This window comes from Mangrovibacter sp. MFB070 (assembly GCF_000705335.1).
Lineage (GTDB): Bacteria > Pseudomonadota > Gammaproteobacteria > Enterobacterales > Enterobacteriaceae > Mangrovibacter > Mangrovibacter plantisponsor.
The window spans coordinates 37,058-59,880 of record NZ_JJMI01000025.1 but is presented as its reverse complement, the minus strand read 5'-3'; the positions used below and the strand labels follow the sequence as shown (position 1 = coordinate 59,880).

Annotated in this window: 28 protein-coding genes and 1 riboswitch; of the genes, 20 read left to right on the top strand and 8 right to left on the bottom strand. The window is 49.1% G+C overall.

Going from position 1 to position 22,823, the window contains the following annotated elements; translation table 11 throughout:
* Positions 1 to 21: 21 nt before the first annotated feature.
* From DT73_RS12445 to DT73_RS12410, 8 genes are all read left to right on the top strand, one after another.
* Positions 22 to 285 (top strand): hypothetical protein, encoded by a 264-nt coding sequence (locus tag DT73_RS12445; protein ID WP_036109142.1) that lies wholly within the window; start codon positions 22 to 24, stop codon positions 283 to 285.
* A gap of 63 nt (positions 286 to 348) precedes the next feature.
* Positions 349 to 801 (top strand): glycoside hydrolase family protein, encoded by a 453-nt coding sequence (locus DT73_RS12440; protein ID WP_036109139.1) that lies wholly within the window; start codon positions 349 to 351, stop codon positions 799 to 801.
* A gap of 2 nt (positions 802 to 803) precedes the next feature.
* On the top strand, positions 804 to 1,229 hold the full coding sequence (locus tag DT73_RS12435) for a hypothetical protein (RefSeq protein WP_036109136.1): 426 nt from the start codon (positions 804 to 806) through the stop codon (positions 1,227 to 1,229).
* A complete protein-coding gene (locus tag DT73_RS12430; RefSeq protein ID WP_051691363.1) occupies positions 1,226 to 1,807 on the top strand; it encodes a hypothetical protein in 582 nt (193 codons plus the stop codon). The genes DT73_RS12435 and DT73_RS12430 overlap by 4 nt, the downstream gene beginning before the upstream one ends.
* Before the next feature lie 4 nt (positions 1,808 to 1,811).
* Complete coding sequence (locus DT73_RS12425) at positions 1,812 to 2,165, top strand: hypothetical protein (RefSeq protein ID WP_036109133.1); 354 nt, start codon at positions 1,812 to 1,814, stop codon at positions 2,163 to 2,165.
* Positions 2,128 to 2,430, top strand: coding sequence for a hypothetical protein (locus DT73_RS12420; protein WP_235234501.1), 303 nt, complete (start codon positions 2,128 to 2,130; stop codon positions 2,428 to 2,430). The genes DT73_RS12425 and DT73_RS12420 overlap by 38 nt, the downstream gene beginning before the upstream one ends.
* A 14-nt stretch (positions 2,431 to 2,444) precedes the next feature.
* Complete coding sequence (locus DT73_RS12415; protein WP_036109126.1) at positions 2,445 to 3,236, top strand: hypothetical protein; 792 nt, start codon at positions 2,445 to 2,447, stop codon at positions 3,234 to 3,236.
* A gap of 50 nt (positions 3,237 to 3,286) precedes the next feature.
* Complete coding sequence (locus DT73_RS12410) at positions 3,287 to 4,012, top strand: methyltransferase (protein WP_036109113.1); 726 nt, start codon at positions 3,287 to 3,289, stop codon at positions 4,010 to 4,012.
* An 18-nt stretch (positions 4,013 to 4,030) separates the two neighbouring features.
* Here the strand turns inward: DT73_RS12410 and DT73_RS12405 are convergent, their stop codons facing one another.
* On the bottom strand, positions 4,031 to 4,846 hold the full coding sequence (locus tag DT73_RS12405; protein WP_036109112.1) for a pyridoxal phosphatase: 816 nt from the start codon (positions 4,844 to 4,846) through the stop codon (positions 4,031 to 4,033).
* Positions 4,847 to 4,900: 54 nt separating this feature from the next.
* Positions 4,901 to 5,200: an HAD-IIB family hydrolase gene (locus DT73_RS12400; RefSeq protein WP_036109110.1), complete on the bottom strand. Its 300-nt coding sequence runs from the start codon at positions 5,198 to 5,200 to the stop codon at positions 4,901 to 4,903.
* A 141-nt stretch (positions 5,201 to 5,341) separates the two neighbouring features.
* On the opposite strand from DT73_RS12400, the gene pgl reads away from it, so the two are divergent.
* On the top strand, positions 5,342 to 6,337 hold the full coding sequence (pgl, locus tag DT73_RS12395) for a 6-phosphogluconolactonase (RefSeq protein WP_036109108.1): 996 nt from the start codon (positions 5,342 to 5,344) through the stop codon (positions 6,335 to 6,337).
* A gap of 102 nt (positions 6,338 to 6,439) precedes the next feature.
* On the opposite strand, the gene DT73_RS12390 is transcribed toward pgl, so the two are convergent.
* From DT73_RS12390 to bioA, 3 genes are all read right to left on the bottom strand, one after another.
* Positions 6,440 to 7,744: a putative acyl-CoA thioester hydrolase gene (locus tag DT73_RS12390; protein ID WP_036109105.1), complete on the bottom strand. Its 1,305-nt coding sequence runs from the start codon at positions 7,742 to 7,744 to the stop codon at positions 6,440 to 6,442.
* Between the two features lie 113 nt (positions 7,745 to 7,857).
* Entirely contained in the window at positions 7,858 to 8,334 is a 477-nt protein-coding gene (locus DT73_RS12385) for a kinase inhibitor (RefSeq protein ID WP_036109103.1), read from the bottom strand.
* Positions 8,335 to 8,393: 59 nt separating this feature from the next.
* The gene (bioA, locus tag DT73_RS12380) at positions 8,394 to 9,710 is read right to left on the bottom strand and encodes an adenosylmethionine--8-amino-7-oxononanoate transaminase (protein ID WP_051691362.1); all 1,317 of its coding nucleotides are present in this window, start codon (positions 9,708 to 9,710) and stop codon (positions 8,394 to 8,396) included.
* Between the two features lie 111 nt (positions 9,711 to 9,821).
* Between bioA and bioB the strand changes: the two genes are divergently transcribed.
* From bioB to bioD, 4 genes are read left to right on the top strand one after another with little or no spacing between them, the layout of a single operon-like run.
* Complete coding sequence (bioB, locus tag DT73_RS12375; protein WP_072006954.1) at positions 9,822 to 10,859, top strand: biotin synthase BioB; 1,038 nt, start codon at positions 9,822 to 9,824, stop codon at positions 10,857 to 10,859.
* The gene (gene bioF / locus DT73_RS12370) at positions 10,859 to 12,013 is read left to right on the top strand and encodes an 8-amino-7-oxononanoate synthase (protein ID WP_036109094.1); all 1,155 of its coding nucleotides are present in this window, start codon (positions 10,859 to 10,861) and stop codon (positions 12,011 to 12,013) included. The genes bioB and bioF overlap by 1 nt, the downstream gene beginning before the upstream one ends.
* The gene (gene bioC, locus DT73_RS12365; protein ID WP_152552520.1) at positions 11,994 to 12,752 is read left to right on the top strand and encodes a malonyl-ACP O-methyltransferase BioC; all 759 of its coding nucleotides are present in this window, start codon (positions 11,994 to 11,996) and stop codon (positions 12,750 to 12,752) included. Before bioF ends, bioC begins: the two co-directional genes overlap by 20 nt.
* Positions 12,745 to 13,425, top strand: coding sequence for a dethiobiotin synthase (gene bioD, locus DT73_RS12360; RefSeq protein WP_036109092.1), 681 nt, complete (start codon positions 12,745 to 12,747; stop codon positions 13,423 to 13,425). Before bioC ends, bioD begins: the two co-directional genes overlap by 8 nt.
* 10 nt (positions 13,426 to 13,435) lie before the next feature.
* On the opposite strand, the gene DT73_RS12355 is transcribed toward bioD, so the two are convergent.
* Positions 13,436 to 14,146, bottom strand: a complete 711-nt coding sequence (locus tag DT73_RS12355) for an ATP-binding cassette domain-containing protein (protein WP_036109087.1) — start codon at positions 14,144 to 14,146, stop codon at positions 13,436 to 13,438.
* Between the two features lie 887 nt (positions 14,147 to 15,033).
* Here DT73_RS12355 and uvrB point away from each other — a divergent pair.
* The gene (uvrB, locus tag DT73_RS12345; RefSeq protein WP_036109080.1) at positions 15,034 to 17,055 is read left to right on the top strand and encodes an excinuclease ABC subunit UvrB; all 2,022 of its coding nucleotides are present in this window, start codon (positions 15,034 to 15,036) and stop codon (positions 17,053 to 17,055) included.
* An 11-nt stretch (positions 17,056 to 17,066) separates the two neighbouring features.
* On the opposite strand, the gene yvcK is transcribed toward uvrB, so the two are convergent.
* Positions 17,067 to 17,969, bottom strand: coding sequence for a uridine diphosphate-N-acetylglucosamine-binding protein YvcK (yvcK, locus tag DT73_RS12340; RefSeq protein ID WP_036109079.1), 903 nt, complete (start codon positions 17,967 to 17,969; stop codon positions 17,067 to 17,069).
* A gap of 225 nt (positions 17,970 to 18,194) precedes the next feature.
* A riboswitch (molybdenum cofactor riboswitch) is annotated at positions 18,195 to 18,331 on the top strand.
* Between yvcK and moaA the strand changes: the two genes are divergently transcribed.
* The 6 genes from moaA (at position 18,319) to DT73_RS12310 (ending at position 21,803) form a co-directional block, all read left to right on the top strand.
* A complete protein-coding gene (gene moaA / locus DT73_RS12335) occupies positions 18,319 to 19,308 on the top strand; it encodes a GTP 3',8-cyclase MoaA (RefSeq protein ID WP_146211543.1) in 990 nt (329 codons plus the stop codon). (Overlaps the previous riboswitch by 13 nt.)
* A 20-nt stretch (positions 19,309 to 19,328) precedes the next feature.
* Positions 19,329 to 19,841 (top strand): molybdenum cofactor biosynthesis protein B, encoded by a 513-nt coding sequence (gene moaB, locus DT73_RS12330; RefSeq protein ID WP_036109076.1) that lies wholly within the window; start codon positions 19,329 to 19,331, stop codon positions 19,839 to 19,841.
* 2 nt (positions 19,842 to 19,843) lie between these two features.
* Positions 19,844 to 20,329 carry a cyclic pyranopterin monophosphate synthase MoaC gene (gene moaC / locus DT73_RS12325; RefSeq protein WP_036109073.1) on the top strand — a complete coding sequence of 162 codons (486 nt, stop codon included), beginning with the start codon at positions 19,844 to 19,846 and terminating at the stop codon, positions 20,327 to 20,329.
* A complete protein-coding gene (moaD, locus tag DT73_RS12320; RefSeq protein WP_036109070.1) occupies positions 20,322 to 20,567 on the top strand; it encodes a molybdopterin synthase sulfur carrier subunit in 246 nt (81 codons plus the stop codon). Before moaC ends, moaD begins: the two co-directional genes overlap by 8 nt.
* A gap of 1 nt (position 20,568) precedes the next feature.
* Complete coding sequence (moaE, locus tag DT73_RS12315; RefSeq protein WP_036109048.1) at positions 20,569 to 21,024, top strand: molybdopterin synthase catalytic subunit MoaE; 456 nt, start codon at positions 20,569 to 20,571, stop codon at positions 21,022 to 21,024.
* A 68-nt stretch (positions 21,025 to 21,092) separates the two neighbouring features.
* Positions 21,093 to 21,803 carry a Bax inhibitor-1/YccA family protein gene (locus tag DT73_RS12310; protein ID WP_036109045.1) on the top strand — a complete coding sequence of 237 codons (711 nt, stop codon included), beginning with the start codon at positions 21,093 to 21,095 and terminating at the stop codon, positions 21,801 to 21,803.
* 4 nt (positions 21,804 to 21,807) lie between these two features.
* Here DT73_RS12310 and DT73_RS12305 read toward each other — a convergent pair whose 3' ends face one another.
* Positions 21,808 to 22,821 (bottom strand): lysylphosphatidylglycerol synthase domain-containing protein, encoded by a 1,014-nt coding sequence (locus tag DT73_RS12305; protein WP_036109043.1) that lies wholly within the window; start codon positions 22,819 to 22,821, stop codon positions 21,808 to 21,810.
* Positions 22,822 to 22,823: the final 2 nt, after the last annotated feature.

Below are 22,823 nucleotides of genomic sequence, written 5' to 3'. Positions count from 1 at the left end.
ATAATAATAAAGGTATTAATAATGGAATGGATAATTACAGTTTTTGCAACAATTTTACTACCTATTTGCTTCTTTCTTTATACTACTATTCGTGATCGTCGAAAGGATATGATCATTAATGAAAACCGTTTTGCAAGTCTTGAAAGTCGTTTGACATTACAAGAACAAAAACTTGAAACTATGGTTAAAGATATTAACGAAATAGAAAAAGTACTATCAGAAATCACAGAATTGAAAATCAGCATTGCAAAGATAATTACAATTCTCGAAGAAAGAAACAAATAATCATTAGGGGGCTTCGTGCTCCCTTTTTTATAAATAGAACTATGGATATAAGGAATAATACAAATGGATTTGAAAGAACAATTAAAAGAATATGAAGGTACTAAACAATATCAGGCAAAGCTAGGGTACTTTCGCAATGGTAAATTCTGGACATATAAAGACAGTCTTGGTTATAGCACGGTCGGTTATGGTCATTTAGTACTACAGGGTGAAAATTTCAGTAATGGATTAACCGAAGAAGAAGCAGATAAATTACTAGAAATTGATATTCACAAAGCACAAACCCAGGCCGCTACCCTTGAACTAAATTTACCGAAGGATTCACGCTGGAATGACTTCATTGTGATGATGGTATTCCAATTGGGTATTGGCGGTACTCGCAAGTTCAAGAAATTTCTAGCGGCATTGAAAGTAGGTAACTACGCTACAGCCATTATCGAGGTTAAAGACAGTAACTGGTACAGACAAACACCAAAACGTGTTGATTCGATGATTGCCTATGTAGTTCGGGGGTGATCATGATATGGAACATATTTTACCCTGATGAATTCAGTATTGATGATGTATACGAGAATGCAGCATTTGTGTACATGATCCAGTTCACTAACACTAATGAATATTATTTTGGTGTAAAACAGGTTTATAAAGCCTTGAAGGATGTTAGTAAATTAACTCAACAGACCAGAGAAAGTAACTGGCTTGAGTACATAAGTAGTTCCAAAAGTGTGAAAGAACGAATTCAGGCAGGTGAACCATTTCGTAAAACCATTCTATGGATGTTTCCGACACTACAACAGGCAAGTAATCTTGAGACAGCATTGATTAGTATATTTGGTACACATCCATTGAATATTAATCAAGCGATTATGACAAAGCAGAGACTGAAGAAAGATAACGGTTATCAGTTTTCAGTACTTCAGCGGATTATGGGAGATCTATCATGAATGGGTGGCAAGGAACGACACCACAACAGGCCGGACAAATGTTAGTTAAGGATGGAACTACTTACATCAATAACATGCAAAAAGAGATAACAAACCGTGCAAGAGCGTTAAGCAAACAATTACAGGAAAAGTTAAATACGAGTATAGAAGGTGGTCCGGTAGCATTTACCAAACGTACTATATTCTTTAACTTCATTCAAAACAGCAATGGTACAAGAACAAACCAGATTATAGTACGTTCAAGCCAATTGAAGTACTTACAATCGATTATCTTTGAACAGTCGAGTGAAACCAAGTTTGTACCAACTGATAATGCACGTTTGAACAAGCAAGGAAACATTGTTGGTCTAAAAGCAGGTTTAAACAGTAAGCGTTATGTGGTTGTTGAGCAGAAAGGAAAAAAGTACTTAATTGATACAACCAAGAAACAGAAGAAAGGCAAACAGAGTAAACGTATTGTAGCAGTACGAGAAACAAAGAAACGTAAGATGATTTTCGATTTCTTTGAGAATGCCGAAAAAGGTGCACGTTTGATACTAAACAATGTTAATGGACAATTTAAATTTACTAAGGGGTAATTATATGACAAACGAAGGGCAGCATTATGATCAGGAAGAAACAGATATGATTCTTTTTGCAGGAAGTAAACCATTTATGAATTCACTTCAGTACAATGTATGTTTTATTGATTCTAAGTTCAATCCAGATTTTTTGGCAGGTGATTGTATGAATATTGCTTTTCAACTTGGTAAAGAACCAGATGTTCGAAAAGGTCATATTGTCGATTGGTCATATGATGGACATATAGAGAAAGTAAAGATATTAGATAGTACTTTATTATATGTAAAAGGGATAAGAGCACGTACTTATATAGTACAATTTTTAGAAAAGGATGAGGATGATGTTTTCATTAGCGACAATAATCGAATTGATTAAAACTGGATTTGGATTCTTCCAGAAAAAACAAGAATCAAAAGATGAGTTAGAGGCTCAGAACAGTCATGAACAAAATGAGATAACACTTGAAGAAACACGCAAAGGTTTCACCTGGCGTCAAATGTTGGGGTATGTATTAACCTTCATCGTATTTTATAACTATGTTGTGATACCTATCTTTGCCTTGATGGGCTTAGTATTTCCAGCGATACCACTTGATGAAGTGTGGAAAGTACTTATAATCTTGATTGGTGGTGGTAGCTAACATAGGATTAAAGAATGAAAATCATTAGTGATGATTTTAAGGTGTTCTCTTATTGGATATCGAAAGTATTAAAAGAAAATGTATATCTTCGTTTTCTCATATATGGAGTGATTTTAATTTGTTTTATCCTTGTGCTAATTAGATCCTATCTAAGTGATAGTAGCAATCTTGCTCAATGGGTTTCATCAATTTCAGATTTTATAATGGCAATTTCTGCTACTATCGGTGTTATTGTTGCCAGTAAGTGGCGTAGTGATTCAACAAAAGATAAAGTTATTAACATTGGTGTTGAGATTGTATCTAAAAAACTAAAAGAGTTAAGAACTAGGTTCTATAGTCAACCTCATCTGAAAGTTTTTACTTCTCTACTCTCAAATCTATTATCTACGCAAGATGTTAATAACATCAAAATAAATATTTTTTATAATTCATTCTTTTCACTAAATGAAGTTTCAAACAAAGATGCTAGTTTAATTAAAGATATTCGTTCTGATATAAAAATGATTTCCACTTTAGGGTGGAATATAAAAAACAATGACTTCTCTATTTTAATGTTAGAAATTGAACAGTACTCAGAACAGTTGATTACATGTTTAATTACTATTGAGTCGGTTATTTCTATGCTTGGTTACAGAACAGATGGTACTCATGTTGTGGCGGGCTTTAATATTGATGGACAATATCACGATGTATTAAGTAGTATGAATTCAAATCTAAAGGATTTAGATTCATTAAGAGAAGGTGTTTCTAAAAAAATTAGTTATTATGAAGATTGTAGTATCTTTGATTTAATTACTCCGAAGTAATTATTTTAATCAATAAATACCTGCATATTAACTTATGCAGGTATTACTTTATGGGAAAACTAACAAAAAAGGAAACAAAACTACATCAACAGGTAATGGATTTAGTACATTCAGATAGACAGCTTACATTTGAAGAAAAAGAATTCATATTAAACAACTACGCAGGGGATGCAGTAGGTGCTACGGGTGCATTCTTTACGCCTGAATGGTTAGGATGGGATTTCACGATAGACAGTTACTGTACTGGAAGGTGTCTTGAACTATGTGCTGGAATAGGGCGGTTATCATTCTGCCAGTACACCAGATGTAAGCCAGAACACATAAGGTGTGTTGAATTGAATCCAGAGTACGTCCAGATAGGCAAGAGAGTACTTCCAGAGGCAGAATGGATCACTGGTGATGCTCTCACATACACCTCAGAGCAACGCTACGACATTGTTTATGGCAATCCACCATTCGGTAAGATTAATACCTCAGAAGCTGTTACAGGCTCTTACAGTGGTTCTGAGTTCGAATACAAGGTCATAACCAAAGGGGCAGAGTTTGCAGATTATGGAGTCTGGATTGTTCCACAGGGTTCAGCAGGTTTTGTATACAGTGGTGTTCGATGTTATGAGAGAAGGGAATCACCGAAGTACAAGAAGTTTGTTAAAGACACCGGCTGGACGTTCGAAGCAGGGTGCGGGGTTGACACCTCAATCTATAAGGATGAATGGCATGGTACGAGCGTGATTTGTGAGGTGGTAACGGTTGAGTACAGTCACGATAATGAATAACGTGACTGTACTAGAAAATCAAAAGTATTTCTTAATCAGGTCAGCAATACCAGTTTGCGTATTATCACCAATCACCATATCAGCACAGGCTTTAAGTTCTTCTACTGAATTCCCCATAGCCACACCAAGCCCGGCACTTTGCAGCATACTCAGATCATTATGGTTATCGCCAAAAGCAATCACTTGGTTCATTGATAAACCCTGAGATTCAACCCATTGTGCCAGGCGTTTTCCTTTGCTGTTTCCAGCTTGGGCGATATCAACTTGATCATGCCATGACCATTCACAGGTAAGGCCAAGTTCACGTTCAACAACCTGAGTGAAGTTATTTAATTTTTCTACGTCAGTATCAGTAAGAGCAAATTTCCAGATTGAATCTACTTCATGAGCGGCTTCACGTAGTGAATTTACATGTCTGAAAACAGGGCGTTGTGATTCTGGTAATGATTTTGCCCAATTTTCAGTACGTATAATATGCCCCGTAGGTTCTTTATAAAACATGGCATCATCGGCATACATCAAGCTATGAACATCATAATGGTCAAGTAGGTCAACTAACTGTTTAGCTTGCTCAGATTGAAGGGGATCAGAAGCAATTACCTTCTTCTCTTGGTAGTTGTACAGCAACGTGCCATTACAACAGATGGCTGGTGTATCAAGGTTCAGAGCCTGATAAAAAGGATGGATAGCAACAAAATGCCGTCCAGTGACTATAACAACTTTTGCACCAGCTTTTCGTGCATGTTGAAGTGCTATAAGTGATTCTGGCAGAATGGTTTTTTCTGGTGTTAATAGAGTACCATCAAGATCGAGGGCGATAACTTTATAGTTCATATAGTGTTTTTGCGTGAGATTTGGACGTTATACGGATAGTACACGGCTTTGCTGCTATGACGAAAATTTTTGAGCACTGGTACAACGGTTGAACAGACTTAGTGCATGTGATGAATTTGTTTGTTTACTTTGGCCGTTATTCAAATAAGTACCATTACAGCAGATGGCAGGTGTATCCAGGCGCAGAGCCTGATAAAAAGGATGTATAGCGACGTGATGGCGCCCCGTCACAATCAAAACCTGATAACCTGCCTGTTTTGCTTTTTGCAGTGAAGCAAGGGATTCAGGCAAGATGGTTTTTTGTGGCGTCAGTAAAGTGCCATCTAAATCAAGTGCAATAACACGATAAGTCATTTAAGGTTCCATTACGAAAGGGTCTGGTTCGATGGTACACCGTTGGCGCCAACAGGAAAACTCCCGGCGCCACTTGCACCGGGTACTGTCGGCTGTCCTTCTGCCCGTCGCTACCAGGCTACCGTGATAACAGGAGTATTCATGAAACAAATCGTCTATACCGCCAGTCCTGAAAGCCAGCAAATCCATGTATGGCAACTTGATGCCAGCGGTGAGCTGACCTTGCGCCAGGTTGTGGATGTCGCAGGCCAGGTTCAGCCCCTGGTTATCAGTCCGGACAAGCGTTTTCTCTATGCCGGTGTACGCCCTGAATTCAGGGTTATCGCCTGGCATATCTCCCCGGAAGACGGCACACTGTCCGATGCAGGCCATGCTGCTTTACCTGGCAGCCCTACGCATATCTCAACCGACCACACCGGGCGTTTCTTATTCTGTGGCTCTTATAATGGTGGTTGTGTCAGTGTGACCCCACTGAACGACGGCCTGCCGGGTGAAGTGGTTGAAGTGATTGAAGGCCTGGAAGGGTGCCACTCTGCCAACATCAGCCCGGATAACAAAACTTTGTGGGTTCCGGCATTAAAACAGGATCGCATCTGCCTGTTTTCCCTGGAAGACAGCGGTAAATTAACACCGCAAAAACCGGCAGAAGTCACTACAGTGGAAGGCGCTGGTCCTCGCCATATGGCTTTCCACCCGGGCGGGAAATTCGCATACAGCGTGAATGAGCTCAATGGTACCGTTAATGTTTGGGCGCTGAGTGACCCACACAACCAGGTCGCCTGTGTGCAGACCATTGACATGATGCCGTCCGATTTCACCGACACCCGCTGGGCGGCAGACCTTCACATCACACCTGACGGCAGGCATTTATATGCCTGCGACAGAACCTCCAGCCTGCTAACCATTTTCACTGTTTCGGAAGATGGCAGTGTACTGGCGCTGGAAGGCTTCCAGCCAACAGAAACGCAGCCGCGTGGCTTCAATATTGATAACAGCGGCAAGTATCTGATTGCGGCAGGCCAGAAATCGCACCATATCGCGGTTTATGAAATTAAAGGCGAGCAAGGTTTGCTGGAAGAAAAAGGGCGTTATGCCACCGGCCAGGGACCAATGTGGGTGGTGGTGAACTCGCTGTAAAATACGGGTAGCTATGTGTGCCACTGCCCGTGGCACATTCCACCAAAGTAAAACGCCGCAGGAATGACTCTGCGGCGTTTTTTTTCAGGCTAACCTGGGCAGTTATTTGTTGGTATTAAAAACCACTTTGCTGCCTAACCCACGGTTGTTGAATTCCCACATACGGTTGAAATTCACATCGTTCAGGTCACGAACCCATTTTTTATCCTGCTCGCTGCCAGTATTACCGGCAAACGGGCGTTGGGAGACTTTGGCATTACCCCATGGTTGTGCGGTGTTAAACCCGGCGTTAATTACGCTGTCGCGAATGACCACCTGGCCATTGGCGCTTTGCCCCGGAACATAACCATTTTCGGCACCTAAATCCCACGCGCGGCCAAGTTGAGCCACACCTTCACCGGCTGCGTTGAATTCGCTGTTAACCGCCAGGAAGCCATAGTAAATGTTAGGCAGGGTTGCTGGTGCGAACACATAACCTTCTTTCTGGGTGCGGCTGTTCACCACATTGAAACGAGTGTGTTCAAACACCACGGCACCACGGCCAGAAACCAGGTCAACATCCCCTTCGATATAGCTGTTAGTTACCAGTGTGCGTGGCTGGCCGGTGGTCATCATCCGGTTATTCACATCACTGTTAGTTACCAGGAAGGTGTTCTGGCGGCCAAGAATGTTCACATTGTTAATCTGAACCTGGTCGCCATCGCTGCGCAAGGCCACCGCTTCGTGGTCACCTGCATCCACACTGTCACCCAGGGTGTTCTGAATGGTCAGGTTCTGCAATTGCAGACCACTGTTTTGCGACCAGACGGCAGCTGAACACATAATCCCCATATCCGCACCACGCTGATTCAGGCAGTTCTGGTACATGTACCATGCAGATTTACCCGGCATAAACTGCCCGGCAGGATTAAGGGTTTTACGCCAGGTTGCTTTGTCCATACGCGCATCCAGCGCCAGGCCAATTTTAACATCGGCAGGCTGGCTGCCGGTTCCGTACAGCGTCAGGCTGCCCGGAGCCGCAGGAATATACACCGCTTCCTGATAATCGCCCGGCATAATAGCGATATACAAACGGCGGCTGGAGTGGCGGGCCATCGCTGCATCAACTGCAGACTGGATGGTATTTTGTGTCACGCCAGGCGTACCGGCTGGCCCAACGACAAAATCAGCCTGAGCAGGTAAGGTGATACCCGTGGGTTTCCAGGGCTGAGCGCTGGGCGTCATGCTGGAAAAATAGCGAGAAGGCACAAAGTTCTGCGCTTCATCCGCAGACAGCACCGGGCGTGACTGGCTTCCCGGCGCAACCTGTTCTGACGGACGGTCCTGAGGCGGTACAGATTTACATGCCGTTAAAGTCAGGCCGAAGGCAAGAGCCAGTGCCAGGCGAGAAACCGAAAGAGTGTTCAAGGGTTGCTCCTTGCTTAGCAAAAAAAGAGAACGATTCAGTAAAGTTTGCTTTTTTATACTAAGTTGAGCAAAACAGGAAGCCGATTTATGTATCGGCCCCCAAAAAAGCATATTCAGCGGTACATTGCGGTCAGCGTGGCATTCCCTAAGGTATGGAAATGTACATTGAAGCCAACCATCGCACCGCTGGACTGAGCATCGACATCAATCTGTTCGACATCCAGCGCATGCACCGTGAAAATATAGCGGTGGCGTTCACCGGCTGGTGGTGCCGCGCCACCATACTGGCTGTTACCAAAGTCGGTGCGTGTCTGTAATGCTTTACCCGGCAGCGGGGCAATACCAGAACCAGCACCCTGTGGCAGTTCACGGATGTCTGCAGGAATATTGGCTACTATCCAGTGCCACCAGCCTGAACCTGTCGGTGCATCCGGGTCATAACAGGTAACCACAAAACTCTTAGTGCCTGCCGGGGCATCATCCCAGGCGAGGTGAGGAGAGACATTATCTCCGTGGTAACCCATGTCATTAAATACATGGCGGTCAGGCAGGGTTTGCCCGTCCTGAAAATCCTTGCTAAACAGTTTCATGATATCTCCCGTTATTGGTCGTCTGGCAAGTGTAGAGCATCTGCCTGCAGCGGGGAAATTCAGCCGCCATTAATGTTAAAGAGCGCGGGCTGCTCCACGGCAAGGGCTGTGGCCCGGGTAAGCCTGGTAAGTTCCTGCTCACTGATGATAAAGGGCGGCATCAGGTAGATTAGCCGCCCAAAGGGCCTTATCCAGACACCTTCATCTACCAGGAAGCGTTGCAATGCGGCCATATTTACCGGATGCACTGTTTCTACAACACCAATTGCCCCCAGTACCCGCACATCTTTTACTAACGCTGACTGTGCCAGTGGCTGTAGCTGCTCCTGCAACTGGTGTTCAATGTTGGCAACCTGTGTTTGCCACTCGCCACTTTCCAGAATATCCAGGCTGGCGCAAGCTGCGGCACAGGCCAGCGGGTTCCCCATAAATGTCGGACCATGCATGAAACAGCCTGCCTCGCCATTACTGATAGTCTCGGCAATCTCCCTGCGGGTCAGTGTGGCTGACAGGGTCATTGTACCGCCAGTCAGCGCTTTCCCCAGGCACAGAATATCGGGGCTAATTTGTGCATGTTCACAAGCGAACAGCTTCCCGGTGCGGCCAAAGCCAGTGGCAATTTCATCGGCAATCAGCAAAATGCCTTCGCGGTCGCACATTTGCCGCACGCGCTTAAGCCAGTTGGGGTGGTAGAACCGCATGCCACCAGCGCCCTGGACTACCGGCTCCAGGATGATCGCGGCAATTTCGTCACGGTGTGCCGCCAGCAGCCGGGCGAAGGCAATAACATCCTGTTCATTCCATTCGTCATCGAACCTGGTTTGCGGGGCCGGGGCAAAAATATTATCCGGCAGGTAGCCTTTCCACAGGCTGTGCATGGAGTTATCCGGGTCACAGACCGACATAGCAGCAAACGTATCGCCATGGTAACCGTGGCGAAAAGTCATAAAGCGGCGGCGCGGCTGGCCTTTTGCCTGCCAGTATTGCAATGCCATTTTCATGGCGACTTCAACAGCTACCGAGCCAGAATCAGCCAGAAAGACACACTCCAGCCCGTCCGGGGTCATCTCAACCAACTTGCGGCACAACGCTATGGCGGGCGCATGGGTAATGCCACCAAACATCACATGGGGCATCGCATCAATTTGCTGCTTCATTGCCTGTGTCAGGTGTGGGTGGTTATAGCCATGAATTGCCGCCCACCATGAAGACATCCCGTCTACCAGTTGCCTGCCATCCGCAAGTGTCAGAGTACAACCTTGCGTGCTGGTGACCGGGTAAACCGGCAACGGATTGGTCATCGACGTATACGGGTGCCAGATATGGCGCCGGTCGAAATCCAGACCATGTTGATCGATCATATTCTTGTAAACCATTTTAAAAAGATTTAGTTTACGACACTAAAGCATGTAAACCAAAAATAACAGTCTTTAGTTTACAACTATCGGCTCAGATTACAGCTCATATCACTTATTCTGGAGATGCCAGTGGCACATACTCAACGTTGGACAATGTCGCAAGTTACCGCTCTGTTTGAAAAACCGCTTCTTGAACTTCTGTTCGAAGCTCAACAGGTACATCGCCAGCATTTTGATCCTCAGCAGGTTCAGGTTAGCACCTTGCTGTCGATTAAAACCGGGGCCTGTCCGGAAGATTGTAAGTACTGCCCACAAAGTGCCCGTTATAAAACAGGCCTGGAATCTGAACGCCTGATGGAAGTGGAGCAGGTGCTGGCTTCTGCCGAAAAAGCGAAAGCAGCAGGTTCAGGCCGCTTCTGTATGGGGGCTGCGTGGAAAAACCCTCAGGACCGCGATATGCCATACCTGGAACAAATGGTGAAAGGGGTTAAAGCACTGGGGCTGGAAGCCTGTATGACACTGGGCACACTGAGTGGCAGCCAGGCACAACGGCTGGCGGACGCCGGGCTGGATTACTACAACCATAATCTGGACACTTCGCCCGAATTTTACGGCAACATTATTACTACCCGTACTTACCAGGAGCGCCTCGATACTCTGGGCAAAGTACGCGATGCCGGAATTAAAGTATGTTCAGGGGGAATTGTCGGGCTGGGGGAAAGCGTAAACGACCGTGCCAGCCTGTTATTGCAACTGGCAAACCTGCCCACACCACCGGAAAGTGTACCGGTTAATATGCTGGTGAAAGTGAAGGGCACACCACTGGCAGACAACGACGATGTTGATCCTTTTGATTTTATCCGCACCATTGCGGTGGCCCGTATCATGATGCCTTCTTCCTGGGTTCGTTTATCCGCCGGGCGCGAGCAAATGAATGAACAAACCCAGGCCATGTGTTTTATGGCAGGGGCTAACTCGGTGTTCTACGGCTGCAAACTGCTCACCACGCCTAACCCTGAAGAAGACAAAGACCTGCAATTGTTCCGCAAACTGGGGATCAACCCGCAAACTACACAAGTCAGCCATGGTGATAACGCCCAGGAAAGTGAATTAACTGAGCAGTTATTACATGCAGACACCGAACAATTTTACAATGCCGCACTCTGATGAGCTGGTCGCAACGTATTGATAACGCGCTGTCAGCACGGCGCGAGCAAGGTCTGTGGCGCACAAGGCGAGTACGCCACCCGGGCACTGAGCGTATGTTTTCCGACGGCCAGCAGCAGTGGCTTAATTTTGCCAGTAACGATTATTTAGGGATGAGCCAGCACCCTGCGGTTATCCGCGCCTGGCAAGCAGGTGCTGCACGCTATGGGGTGGGAAGTGGTGGCTCCGGCCATGTCACTGGCTACACCCGCGCCCATGCTGAACTGGAAACGTCTCTGGCCGACTGGCTGGGCTACCCGCGCGCCTTACTGTTTATTTCTGGTTTCGCAGCCAACCATGCAGTAATCAGCGCACTAATGCAGCAAGGCGACAGGCTGCTGGCCGATAAGCTCAGTCATGCCTCGTTACTGGAAGCTGCCATGCAGTCGCCAGCCGTGTTACGCCGTTTTGCACATAACGATGCCGGTTCACTGGGCCGCTTACTTGCTGGCGGGCACACCGGAGAGCAACTGGTCGTTACGGAAGGGGTGTTCAGTATGGATGGCGACCAGGCCCCACTACCGGAACTTGCCCGGCTTGCCGGGCAGTCTGGAGCGTGGTTGATGGTGGATGACGCCCATGGTATTGGCGTGCTGGGCGAGGGAGGGCGAGGGAGTTGCTGGCAGGCTGGTATCAGGCCAGATGTTCTGGTAGTGACCTTTGGTAAAGCCTTCGGTGCCAGTGGGGCTGCGGTATTGTGTAGTGAAGCTGTTGCTGATTATCTGGTCCAGTTTGCCCGCCACCTGATTTACAGCACATCGCTTCCCCCAGCCCAGGCCGAAGCACTCAGCGCTGCGCTGGCAGTGATCCGCCATGCAGATGAGTCCCGGGAAACACTTCAGCGCCATATTGGCCATTTCCGGGCCGGAGCGGCAGGGTTGCCCTGGGCGCTGTGTGAATCATCTACAGCGATTCAGCCACTGATAATTGGTGATAATGCCCGCGCATTGCACCTTGCCCAATGCCTGCGTGAGCAGGGCATTTGGGTAACCGCGATACGCCCGCCGACAGTTCCACCCGGTACCGCCCGGTTGCGTTTTACATTGACAGCGGCTCACCAGCCAGAAGATATCGACCGCTTACTGGAGGTGCTGTATGCCCTTGCCCGTGAATAAAGCCGCCGTGGCGGCAGCCTTTGGGCGTGCTGCTTCTGGTTACGACAAACATGCGCAATTTCAACGTGAAAGCGGCCAGCAGCTTATTACCATGCTGGGTGACATTTCTCCTTCCCGGGTACTGGATGCCGGGTGCGGTACCGGCTGGTTCAGCCGCTACTGGCATCAGCGTGGTGCAACTGTTACCGGGCTGGATCTCTCGGTTGCCATGCTGGAGCAGGCAAGCCTGCAGAACCCGGCAATAGAATTCCTGTGTGGCGATATAGAAGCATTGCCACTTCCCGATGCCAGTGTTGATCTTGCCTGGAGCAATCTTGCTATTCAGTGGTGCGCAGATCTACGCCTGGCGCTGAGTGAGCTCTGCCGGGTAACCCGCCCCGGAGGGCATGTCGCGTTCACAACACTGGCGGCGGGTTCACTGTGTGAATTACATCAGGCATGGCGTGCGGTTGACCAGCACAGCCATGGCAACCACTTTCTGCCCCGGCAAGCCATTGACGATGCCTGCTGTGGGTGGCAGTGCCACATAAGTACAGTCACTGTGCGTGAACGCTGGGCTGATGTGCTGAGCGCAATGCGTTCCCTGAAAGGGATTGGCGCCACGCATTTACACGCCGGGCGCGCCTCTTCCACCTTAACCCGGAAACAACTTCAGGCACTCTCACTGGCCTGGCCGCAGGAGGCAGGCGAGTACCTGTTAAGTTACCAATTAATAGTAGGAGTGATTACGCGTGAGTAAACGTTGGTTTGTTACTGGCACGGATACGGAAGTTGGGAAAACCGTTGCCAGTTGTGCACTGTTACAGGCGGCAGCACAGCACGGATTTCATACTGCAGGTTACAAGCCTGTGGCGTCAGGCAGTGAAGCCACGCCGGAAGGAATACGTAACAGCGATGCGCTGGCTTTGCAGCGTAATAGTACCGTACCGCTGGCCTACCACCAGGTAAACCCACTGGTCTTTCTGGAACCCACTTCTCCGCATCTGGTCAGCAGGGATACCGGGCAACCCATTACCTTTCCCGCAATATCTGCCGGGTTAGCTGCGCTGGAGCCTCTTGCCAGTTGGGTACAGGTTGAAGGTGCCGGTGGCTGGTTTACGCCTCTGAGCGAGGAAACCACTTTTGCTGACTGGGTGGTGCAGGAACAATTGCCAGTGATTCTGGTGGTGGGGGTCAAGCTTGGGTGTATCAATCACGCCATGCTGACTTTACAGGCAATTCGCCAGTCCGGGTTACCTGTTGCCGGCTGGATTGCCAATACGGTATTACCGCCAGGCGCGCGTCATCTGGATTATCTGTCAACATTACGCCAGCGGCTGGACGTGCCATTTCTGGGAGAAATTCCCTTTCTGGAACACGCGGAAACACACACCAATCTTGGGCAGTATATTGATATCACTGCCCTGATTTAATCTTGCGGCATTACGGTGCTATCCAGTCTGAAACCATATTGTCATCCAGCATTGTCAGGTCGCCCTGCGCAACATTGCGCCCGCGATGCAGCAGGCAAAATTTATCCGCCACCCAACGGATAAATGACAACCGTTGTTCAACCAGCAGTATTGTCAGGCCAAATTCCTGGTTCAGGCGGCGCAATGTCTGGCCCAGGTCCTGAATGAAACTGGTTCCGCGGCCATTAGTCGGTTCGTCCAGAATCAACAATTTCGGGTCGTTTACCAGTGCTCTTGCCAGTGACAGTTGCTGTTGTGTATCTCCGGCCAGGTCACCGCCACGCACCTGGCGCAGGGTATATAATTCCGGGAATAACTCGTAAACCAGCGGCGAAATTCGCTTATGCTGTTCACCAGCCGCCATCATGGCAATATGCAGGTTCTCTTCCACACTCAGTTGCGAGAAAATCCGTTTATCCTGAGGAACATAGCCTATCCCCAGAGCAGTGCGCCCCTCTGGTGGGCGGGTCAGTAAATCTTCTGGTGGGTGCCCTTGTGCCTGCCAGAGCATACTGCCACTTTGTACCGGAATATGGCCGGTAATACAGTTCACCAGCGTTGTTTTGCCAACACCAGGTGCTCCCAGCAGGCAAATACATTGTCCTGTGGGCAAGTCCAGGTCAACATTCCATAATGTATGTTTTTCACCATAAAATTGGTTAACAGCACGCAAACTCAACATAATGTCCTCCTCCCGGACCGGCTCTACGTCAGGCTATTCCACTAAGGCGTAAATTCGCCCAGCGCTGGTAACCACTCATATAACCACTGCGTCCTGCATCACTTTCTGCCAACAGGAAAGGGGTTGAGCTCCAGTCTGGTAGTCTGTGCAATTCTCTTGCCAGAAAGCGTAATCACGACAGAAATTTCCACGAACCAGGACGATACTTACAAAAAATACTGGTTTTCACGGCTGCAACTACAACTTTGGTAGCACTGTGCACTTTGGCAGTGCTTCCCTGAGGATAATTTTGGTGCAGCGTGCTGACGCAAAACAAATGCCTGTGTGGTGCAGTGCAGATTTTGTTGTCAGGTCATCGACAAAAAAGATGGCTGCCTGCGAAAAAATTTTGCCAGAAAATTTTTTATGCGGTGTTTTTGCAAGAAAACGGTAAACCATCGGAGTATGCCCTTACAGGGCTTAAAGCAGTTATCCACTATTCCTGTGGATAACCTTGTGTATTAGAGTTAGAAAACTAGCTGCAGGCGAGAGAATACGCGGCTTTCGCCTGAATTGATGTTAAAGCCGCCTTTATTTAAAAAAATATAAATATCAAATAGTTATATAAAATCAATCCTTGGATATCGTGCCGTGTGTTGTTTCATAAAACTTTCATGACGTCTCTTGACAAATGTTAAAAATGGAAAAAATCTGGGGATAACCTGGTAAGCGTGGATCTTGCTGGTATAAACGCCGGGTGTTTGTACAAAACGGTGTCATTTTGTGCTGTTATTTAGCGTGCTCACCATTAGTTACTGGTTATTTAGCCAGTAATTAAGGTTGGCAAAAAACAGTACGGCAGTTAAAATTGCTTCTTCCTTCCGCCATGGTGCAACAGGTCATGTCTTATGAGTAAATTGTTCAAATTACACTCCAGCTTTACGCCATCCGGGGACCAACCTGATGCCATTCGCCGCCTGTCTGAAGGGCTGGAAGATGGCCTGGCTCACCAAACGCTGCTCGGTGTAACCGGGTCAGGGAAGACATTTACCATTGCGAACGTCATTGCAGACCTGCAGCGCCCTACAATGGTGCTGGCGCCTAACAAAACACTGGCGGCGCAGCTTTATGGCGAAATGAAGGCATTTTTCCCGGAAAATGCTGTTGAGTATTTTGTTTCTTACTACGATTACTACCAGCCTGAAGCCTATGTACCCAGTTCGGACACCTTTATTGAAAAAGATGCGTCCGTGAATGAGCACATCGAACAGATGCGGCTTTCAGCCACCAAAGCATTGCTGGAGCGGCGAGATGTAGTCGTGGTGGCGTCTGTTTCTGCGATTTACGGCCTGGGTGACCCGGATCTCTACCTGAAAATGATGCTGCACCTGACCGCCGGCATGATTATTGACCAGCGCGCTATTCTGCGTCGCCTGGCTGAATTGCAGTACACCCGCAACGATCAGGTGTTCCAGCGCGGTACTTTCCGTGTGCGTGGCGAGGTTATCGATATCTTCCCGGCGGAATCTGATGACATCGCCCTGCGGGTTGAATTGTTTGATGAAGAAGTTGAGCGGTTGTCGCTATTTGACCCGCTGACCGGGCAGGTGGAGTCTGTTATTCCGCGCTTTACCATTTACCCGAAAACCCATTACGTCACACCCCGTGAACGTATTTTGCAGGCAATGGAAGAAATCAAAGTCGAACTGGCAGACCGGCGCAAGGTGTTACTGGCAAATAATAAACTACTCGAAGAGCAACGCATCACCCAGCGCACGCAGTTTGACCTCGAAATGATGAATGAACTCGGGTATTGCTCGGGTATTGAAAACTACTCACGCTTTCTCTCCGGGCGCGGCCCGGGCGAGCCGCCACCAACATTGTTTGACTACCTGCCGGCAGATGGCCTGCTGGTTATTGATGAATCTCACGTTACTGTGCCGCAAATCGGCGGGATGTACCGAGGCGACCGGGCGCGTAAAGAAACACTGGTTGAATATGGTTTCCGGTTGCCTTCAGCGCTGGATAACCGCCCGATGAAATTCGAAGAGTTTGAAGCCCTGGCACCGCAAACCATTTATGTTTCTGCCACACCAGGGAATTACGAACTGGATAAATCCGGCGGTGAAGTAATAGACCAGGTTGTGCGCCCTACAGGTTTGCTGGACCCACTGATAGAAGTGCGACCGGTAGCAACACAAGTAGACGATTTGCTCTCAGAAATTCGCAAGCGTGCGGCAATTAATGAACGTGTGCTGGTTACTACCCTGACGAAACGCATGGCGGAAGACCTCACGGAATACCTTGAAGAGCACGGTGCCCGTGTACGCTACCTGCACTCAGATATCGACACCGTCGAGCGCATGGAAATTATCCGTGACTTGCGCCTGGGTGAGTTTGATGTGCTGGTTGGGATTAACCTGTTGCGTGAAGGCCTGGATATGCCGGAAGTGTCGCTGGTGGCTATTCTGGACGCCGACAAAGAAGGCTTCCTGCGTTCTGAGCGCTCATTGATTCAGACCATTGGCCGCGCGGCGCGTAACCTCAATGGCATGGCGATTCTGTATGGGGACAAAATCACGCCGTCGATGGCAAAAGCCATTGGTGAAACTGAACGCCGTCGCGAAAAACAGGAGCTCTACAACAAAGAGCATGGCCTGGTGCCAAAAGGCCTGAATAAGAAAGTGGTGGATATCCTGGCGCTGGGCGAAGGGGTGATGAAAACCAAAGCGAAACGGGGCAAAACACGTGGGGGAGACTCTGCTGCACGCACTGTTGCACAGGATATGTCACCTAAGGCTATGGAGCAGAAAATCCATGAGCTGGAAACACAGATGATGACTCACGCGCAGAATCTGGAGTTTGAAGAGGCGGCTAAGTTGCGCGACCAGCTACAGCAATTGCGCGCGTTGTTTATTGCCGCCTCATAAATTAATGGGAATTACTTCTGTAGCGCCAGGTCAATGGCCTGGCGTAGCCGTAACCGGTCATGGCGGTAAGGCACATCACTGGCTGCCAGGGCAGTCTGAATCACTGTTTTGGCATCATGGCTTGCGGGCAGGGTGTTATACTCCCCGGTAATCACCGTGCTGATAACAGGTTTGCCTATTGCCTGCTCCATTATGTCCAGCCGTTCATCCAGCGTCAGTAGCGCCGCAGCACTGTGTTCTTTTCCCAGATTGTCAATAAACACCACTTTTGCCTGGGTACGGCGCAGTGCTGCGGTTAACTCGGGCATTAATAAAATAGGCATCAGGCTGGTATAAAAACTTCCCGGGCCAATAATTACCAGGTCGGCTTTTTCCAGGGCAAGCACTGCTTCACGGGTGGCACTAACCTGCGGGGATAACTGCAACCCTTGTGGTGGCACCGTAAGCTGGTCAATATTTACTTCTCCCCAAACTTCGTGGCCTTCGTCATCTATTGCCAGTAAATCCACCGGTTGCTCAGACATTGGGATTAAAAAGGCGTCTACGTGCAACCAGGTGCGGATCAGGTTAATCGCTTCCAGCGGGCGCACGCTCAGGTGGTCGAGGGCTTTAAGAATTAAATTCCCCAGGTTGTGGCCGGCTAACTCGCCATTGCCACTAAAGCGGTATTCAAATAACGCCGATGCCACGCTTGGGTCAGTAATCAACTGGTTTACGCAATTACGCAGGTCGCCCCAGGCAATTCCACCCTCTGAACGGCGAATGCGCCCGGTTGAACCGCCATTGTCCGTGGTGGTGACAATGCCAGTCAGGCGTTGGCCTAAAAACCCCAGGGCCGACATAACCCGCCCAAGCCCATGACCACCACCCAGAGTGACCACACAATCCAAATCGGCCAGAGCCCGACTGCGCATAGGATTTCCTTATAAAACAGATTTACCCCCTAAATTACCTGAATAGCGGTTAAAAGACGAACCTTTGGCAAGGGAAAATGACATCTGTCAAAGCAATGCCGGGAAACAGCAGCTATTTTGTCGCGAAAATGCAGAATTGTGTCGCTATATACTTGTTTATATAACGAAAGTCGCCTGGCACTTCATGCCAGAAAGCGCTACTATCCTGCTAACCCGGTTTCAGAAATCTGAAACTGACACTCAAGCCCTGGCACCTGTGTCGCAAGATATGGTGCCCTGGCCGTGGCGATGCGTCGCCACCAGGGTGCAGAAAGAAATGCCTGCATCTCCCGTATTTGGAAAGGTGTACATGGTCTCTCAACTTACCGATGCATGGGCGCGTAAGTTCTATTACTTGCGTCTGTCCGTGACTGATGTTTGCAACTTTCGTTGCACATATTGCCTGCCTGATGGCTACAAACCGCACGGCGTGGCGAACAAAAGCTTTCTCAGCCTCGATGAAATTCGCCGGGTTACCCGCGCGTTTGCCGCTGCAGGCACCGAAAAAGTTCGCCTGACCGGTGGTGAGCCCTCTTTACGCCGCGACTTTACCGATATCATTGCTGCCGTTCGTGAAAATGCTTCTTTGCGCCAAATCGCTGTGACCACCAACGGTTACCGCATGGCGCGTGATGTGCAGCAATGGCGCGATGCCGGGTTGACAGCAATTAACGTCAGTGTCGACAGCCTTGATGCCAGGCAGTTCTACGCCATAACCGGGCAGGATAAATTCCGCCAGGTTATGGACGGGATTGATGCTGCGTTTGCTGCCGGGTTTGAGCGTGTGAAAGTCAATACCGTGCTGATGCGTGACGTGAACCATCACCAACTGGACACCTTTCTCGGCTGGATTAAAACCCGGCCAATTCAATTACGCTTTATTGAACTGATGGAAACCGGCGAGGGCAGTGAACTGTTTCGCCAGCACCATGTTTCCGGCATGGTGATTCGCGACCAGCTTCTGGAACGCGGGTGGATCCATCAGATTCGCCAGCGCAGTGATGGGCCAGCCCAGGTATTCTGCCACCCGGATTACCAGGGGGAGATTGGCCTCATCATGCCCTATGAGAAAGATTTCTGTGCCAGTTGCAACCGCCTGAGAGTGTCATCCATTGGCAATCTGCATTTATGCCTGTTTGGTGATGGCGGCATTCCGCTGCGTGATTTGCTGGCAAACGACCAGCAACAGGGCGAATTGCAGGCACGTATCAGCCAGGCGCTGGCAGGCAAAAAACAGACCCATTTCCTGCATCAGGGAAACACGGGTATCACGCAGAATCTGTCGTATATCGGCGGGTAAGCGTTCGTAAGGAGAGAATCATGAGTCAGGTAAGCAGTACATTTATTCCGGCGCGTGTCGCAATCATGACAGTGACTTCACACCGCACTGAAGAAGAAGATTCATCAGGCCATTATTTGCGTGATGTCGCTATAGAAGCAGGCCATCAGGTGGTGGCTAAATCTATTGTCAGTGAAAACCGCTATGCCATTCGCGCCCAGGTATCACAGTGGATTGCCAGTGATGATGTCCAGGTGGTACTGATTAACGGCGGAACCGGGTTAACGGATGGCGATCAGGTTCCTGAAGCCCTGTTGCCCCTGTTTGACCGTGAAATTGAAGGGTTTGGCGAAGTGTTCCGCATGCTGTCTTATGAAGAAATCGGCACGGCGACATTGCAGTCGCGGGCTGTAGCTGGCATGGCAAACCGCACGGTAATTTTCGCCATGCCGGGTTCAACCAAAGCTTGCCGTACTGCCTGGGAAAATATCATCCAGCAGCAACTCGATGCACGCCAGCGCCCGTGTAACTTCCATCCTCATCTCAAGAAATAGTTATGTCGCAATTAACCCATATTAATGCGGCTGGCGAAGCGCATATGGTGGATGTCTCCGCCAAAGCTGAAACAGCCAGGGAAGCCAGAGCGGAAGCGTTTGTCACTATGCATCCGGAGACACTGGCAATGATTGTTGAAGGGCGTCATCACAAAGGTGATGTCTTCGCCACAGCGCGTATTGCCGGTATCCAGGCCGCGAAACGCACCTGGGAATTGATCCCTCTGTGCCACCCATTATTGCTCAGCAAAGTGGAAGTTCACCTGGAAGCGCTGCCTGCGGAAAACCGGGTGCGTATTGAATCAGTTTGCCGCCTGAGCGGTAAAACCGGTGTCGAAATGGAAGCGCTCACTGCTGCTTCAGTTGCTGCGCTGACCATTTACGATATGTGCAAAGCAGTTCAGAAAGATATGGTCATTGGCCCGGTACGCCTGCTGGCGAAATCGGGTGGAAAGTCAGGTGATTTCAGGGCGGTGCAAGATGATTGATGTACTTTTTTTCGCGCAAGTGCGTGAACTGGTTGGCTGTGACGCTTTGCGCCTTGACGCCTCATTCTCTTCTGTTGAAGCGCTGCGCCAGCACCTGGAAAACCAGGGTGGGCGCTGGGCTTTGGCACTGGAAAGCGGCAAGTTGTTAGCAGCCGTTAACCAGACGCTGGTTCCTCTCGACCACGCTATTCAGGCGGGCGACGAAGTGGCCTTTTTCCCCCCGGTAACCGGAGGCTGATATGGCAGATCAAACACGCATTGGTGTGGGGCACGGCAACATTGATGTCGGCGCAGAATACCAGTGGCTGGCGGCTTGCGATGACGATGGCGCCGTGGTGACATTTACCGGTAAAGTGCGTAACCACAATTTGGGCGATAACGTCAGCGCACTGTGCCTGGAACACTACCCGGGCATGACAGAAAAGGCGCTGGAAGAAATTGTTGCTACCGCGCGGGAACGCTGGCCACTGCAACGTGTAACCGTCCTTCACCGCATTGGTGAAATGTATCCCGGTGAAGAAATCGTGTTTGTCGGCGTGACTGGTGCACACCGCAGCAGCGCTTTTGCCGCAGCAGAATTCATTATGGATTACCTGAAAACCCGGGCTCCGTTCTGGAAACGGGAGTCTACTGAGCAGGGCGCTCGCTGGGTTGAAGCACGTGAAAGCGATAAAGTCGCAGCAGAGCGCTGGTAAGACTGCGCATTACAACTGAATGTGGTAGTCTGAAGGCCTGTTTTTCCATCAAAATCAGAGGATATGTCATGGACCGCTTCCCACACGCCAATGGCACAATCGTCCAGAACACCCGCACCGGGCTGCAAACCTATATGGCGCAGGTGTATGGCTGGATGACTTGTGGCCTGTTACTGACGGCGTTTGTCGCCTGGTATGCCGCAGCGACTCCGGCAGTACTGATGTTCGTTTTTTCCAGCCAGTTAACCTTCTTCGGTTTGATTATTGCTCAACTGGCACTGGTATTTGTTCTGTCCGGTATGGTGCATAAACTGAGTGGCGCGATGGCAACCACGCTGTTTATGCTTTATTCCGCGCTTACAGGGCTGACGTTATCGAGTATTTTTGTCGCTTATACTTATTCGTCCATCGCCAGTACGTTTATTGTTACCGGCGGTATGTTTGGTGCAATGAGCCTGTATGGCTACACCACTAAGCGCGACTTGAGCAAGTTCGGCAGCATGCTGTTTATGGCGCTGATTGGTATTGTTCTGGCATCTGTAGTTAACATCTGGCTGAAAAGCACTGCGTTAATGTGGGCTGTAACCTACATTGGTGTGGTCGTTTTTGTTGGCCTGACTGCCTGGGACACCCAGAAACTGAAAAACATTGGCAGCCAGATTGATACCCGTGACAGCACCAACCTGCGCCGCTATTCCATTATGGGTGCTCTGACGTTGTACCTTGATTTCATCAACCTGTTCCTGATGATGCTGCGTATTCTCGGCAACCGCCGTTAAGCGCTTATTGTAACCCGGTGGCGCGCGTTTTAACCGCGCCCGCCTGGTTGCGCTTTACCTCGCCTTCCTTGCGTAATTTTTCCGCCCGGCCTTCCAGTACCCCATAACACACCGCCGCAATGATTAATGGGATAAAGTAATACAACGCCCGCCAGACCAGTAACGCGGCAATAATACTGCCATGGCTGATTTGCGAGGCAGGCAGCAATGCCAGAAACACCGCTTCCAGTACCCCAATCCCTGCCGGAATATGAATAATCACCCCTGCAATACTGCTGAGTAATGTCACTGCCAGCACCGTCATAAAATCAACCTGTTGCTGCATGAGCAGCCAAATTGTAGTGCCCATAATCAGCCAGTTAACTGCAGACAACAAAAACTGCATTATGGCGAAACGGGCACCAGGCAGGCGTATTCGTCGCCCACGGATTCGCCAGGTTCTTTTTGGGGAGAAAGAGCACAGCAACAACCAGCCGATGCTCATAGTGAGCAATACACCACCAATACAGCGCAGTGTCAGCGTATCGATATACCACCCAGAGGGCAGGTGTAGTGAACCAAAAGTAAACAGTACCCCGCCAACCAGGATATAACCCAGCCAGTTAGTCATAATGCTGAAGGAAAAAATCCGGGCGATAGTACCGCTACCCAGACCTAACCGCGAATATAACCGGTAACGCATACCAATACCGCCGACCCAGGTGCTCAGTGTCAGGTTAAAGGCATAGCAAATAAAAGAAACCAGCATGACTACCCGGGCGTGAAGACCATGCCCGGACCATGACCGGCTCAACAAATCATACAGGCCATAGATAGCGTAACTGACCACCACCAGACCTGCGGCGCTGAGCAACGCATTGCGGTTATAGGTCAGTAACGCTTGCCAGACTTCCTGCCAGTCCACCTGGCGGGCATAAAGTACAAGCAGTACCACAACGACCAGTAAAAAAGCGCCAGACAGCCCTTGCTTGATCCGGCGGCGGGTGTGAGCGCTCAATGAACGGTGCAGTAACGACATCG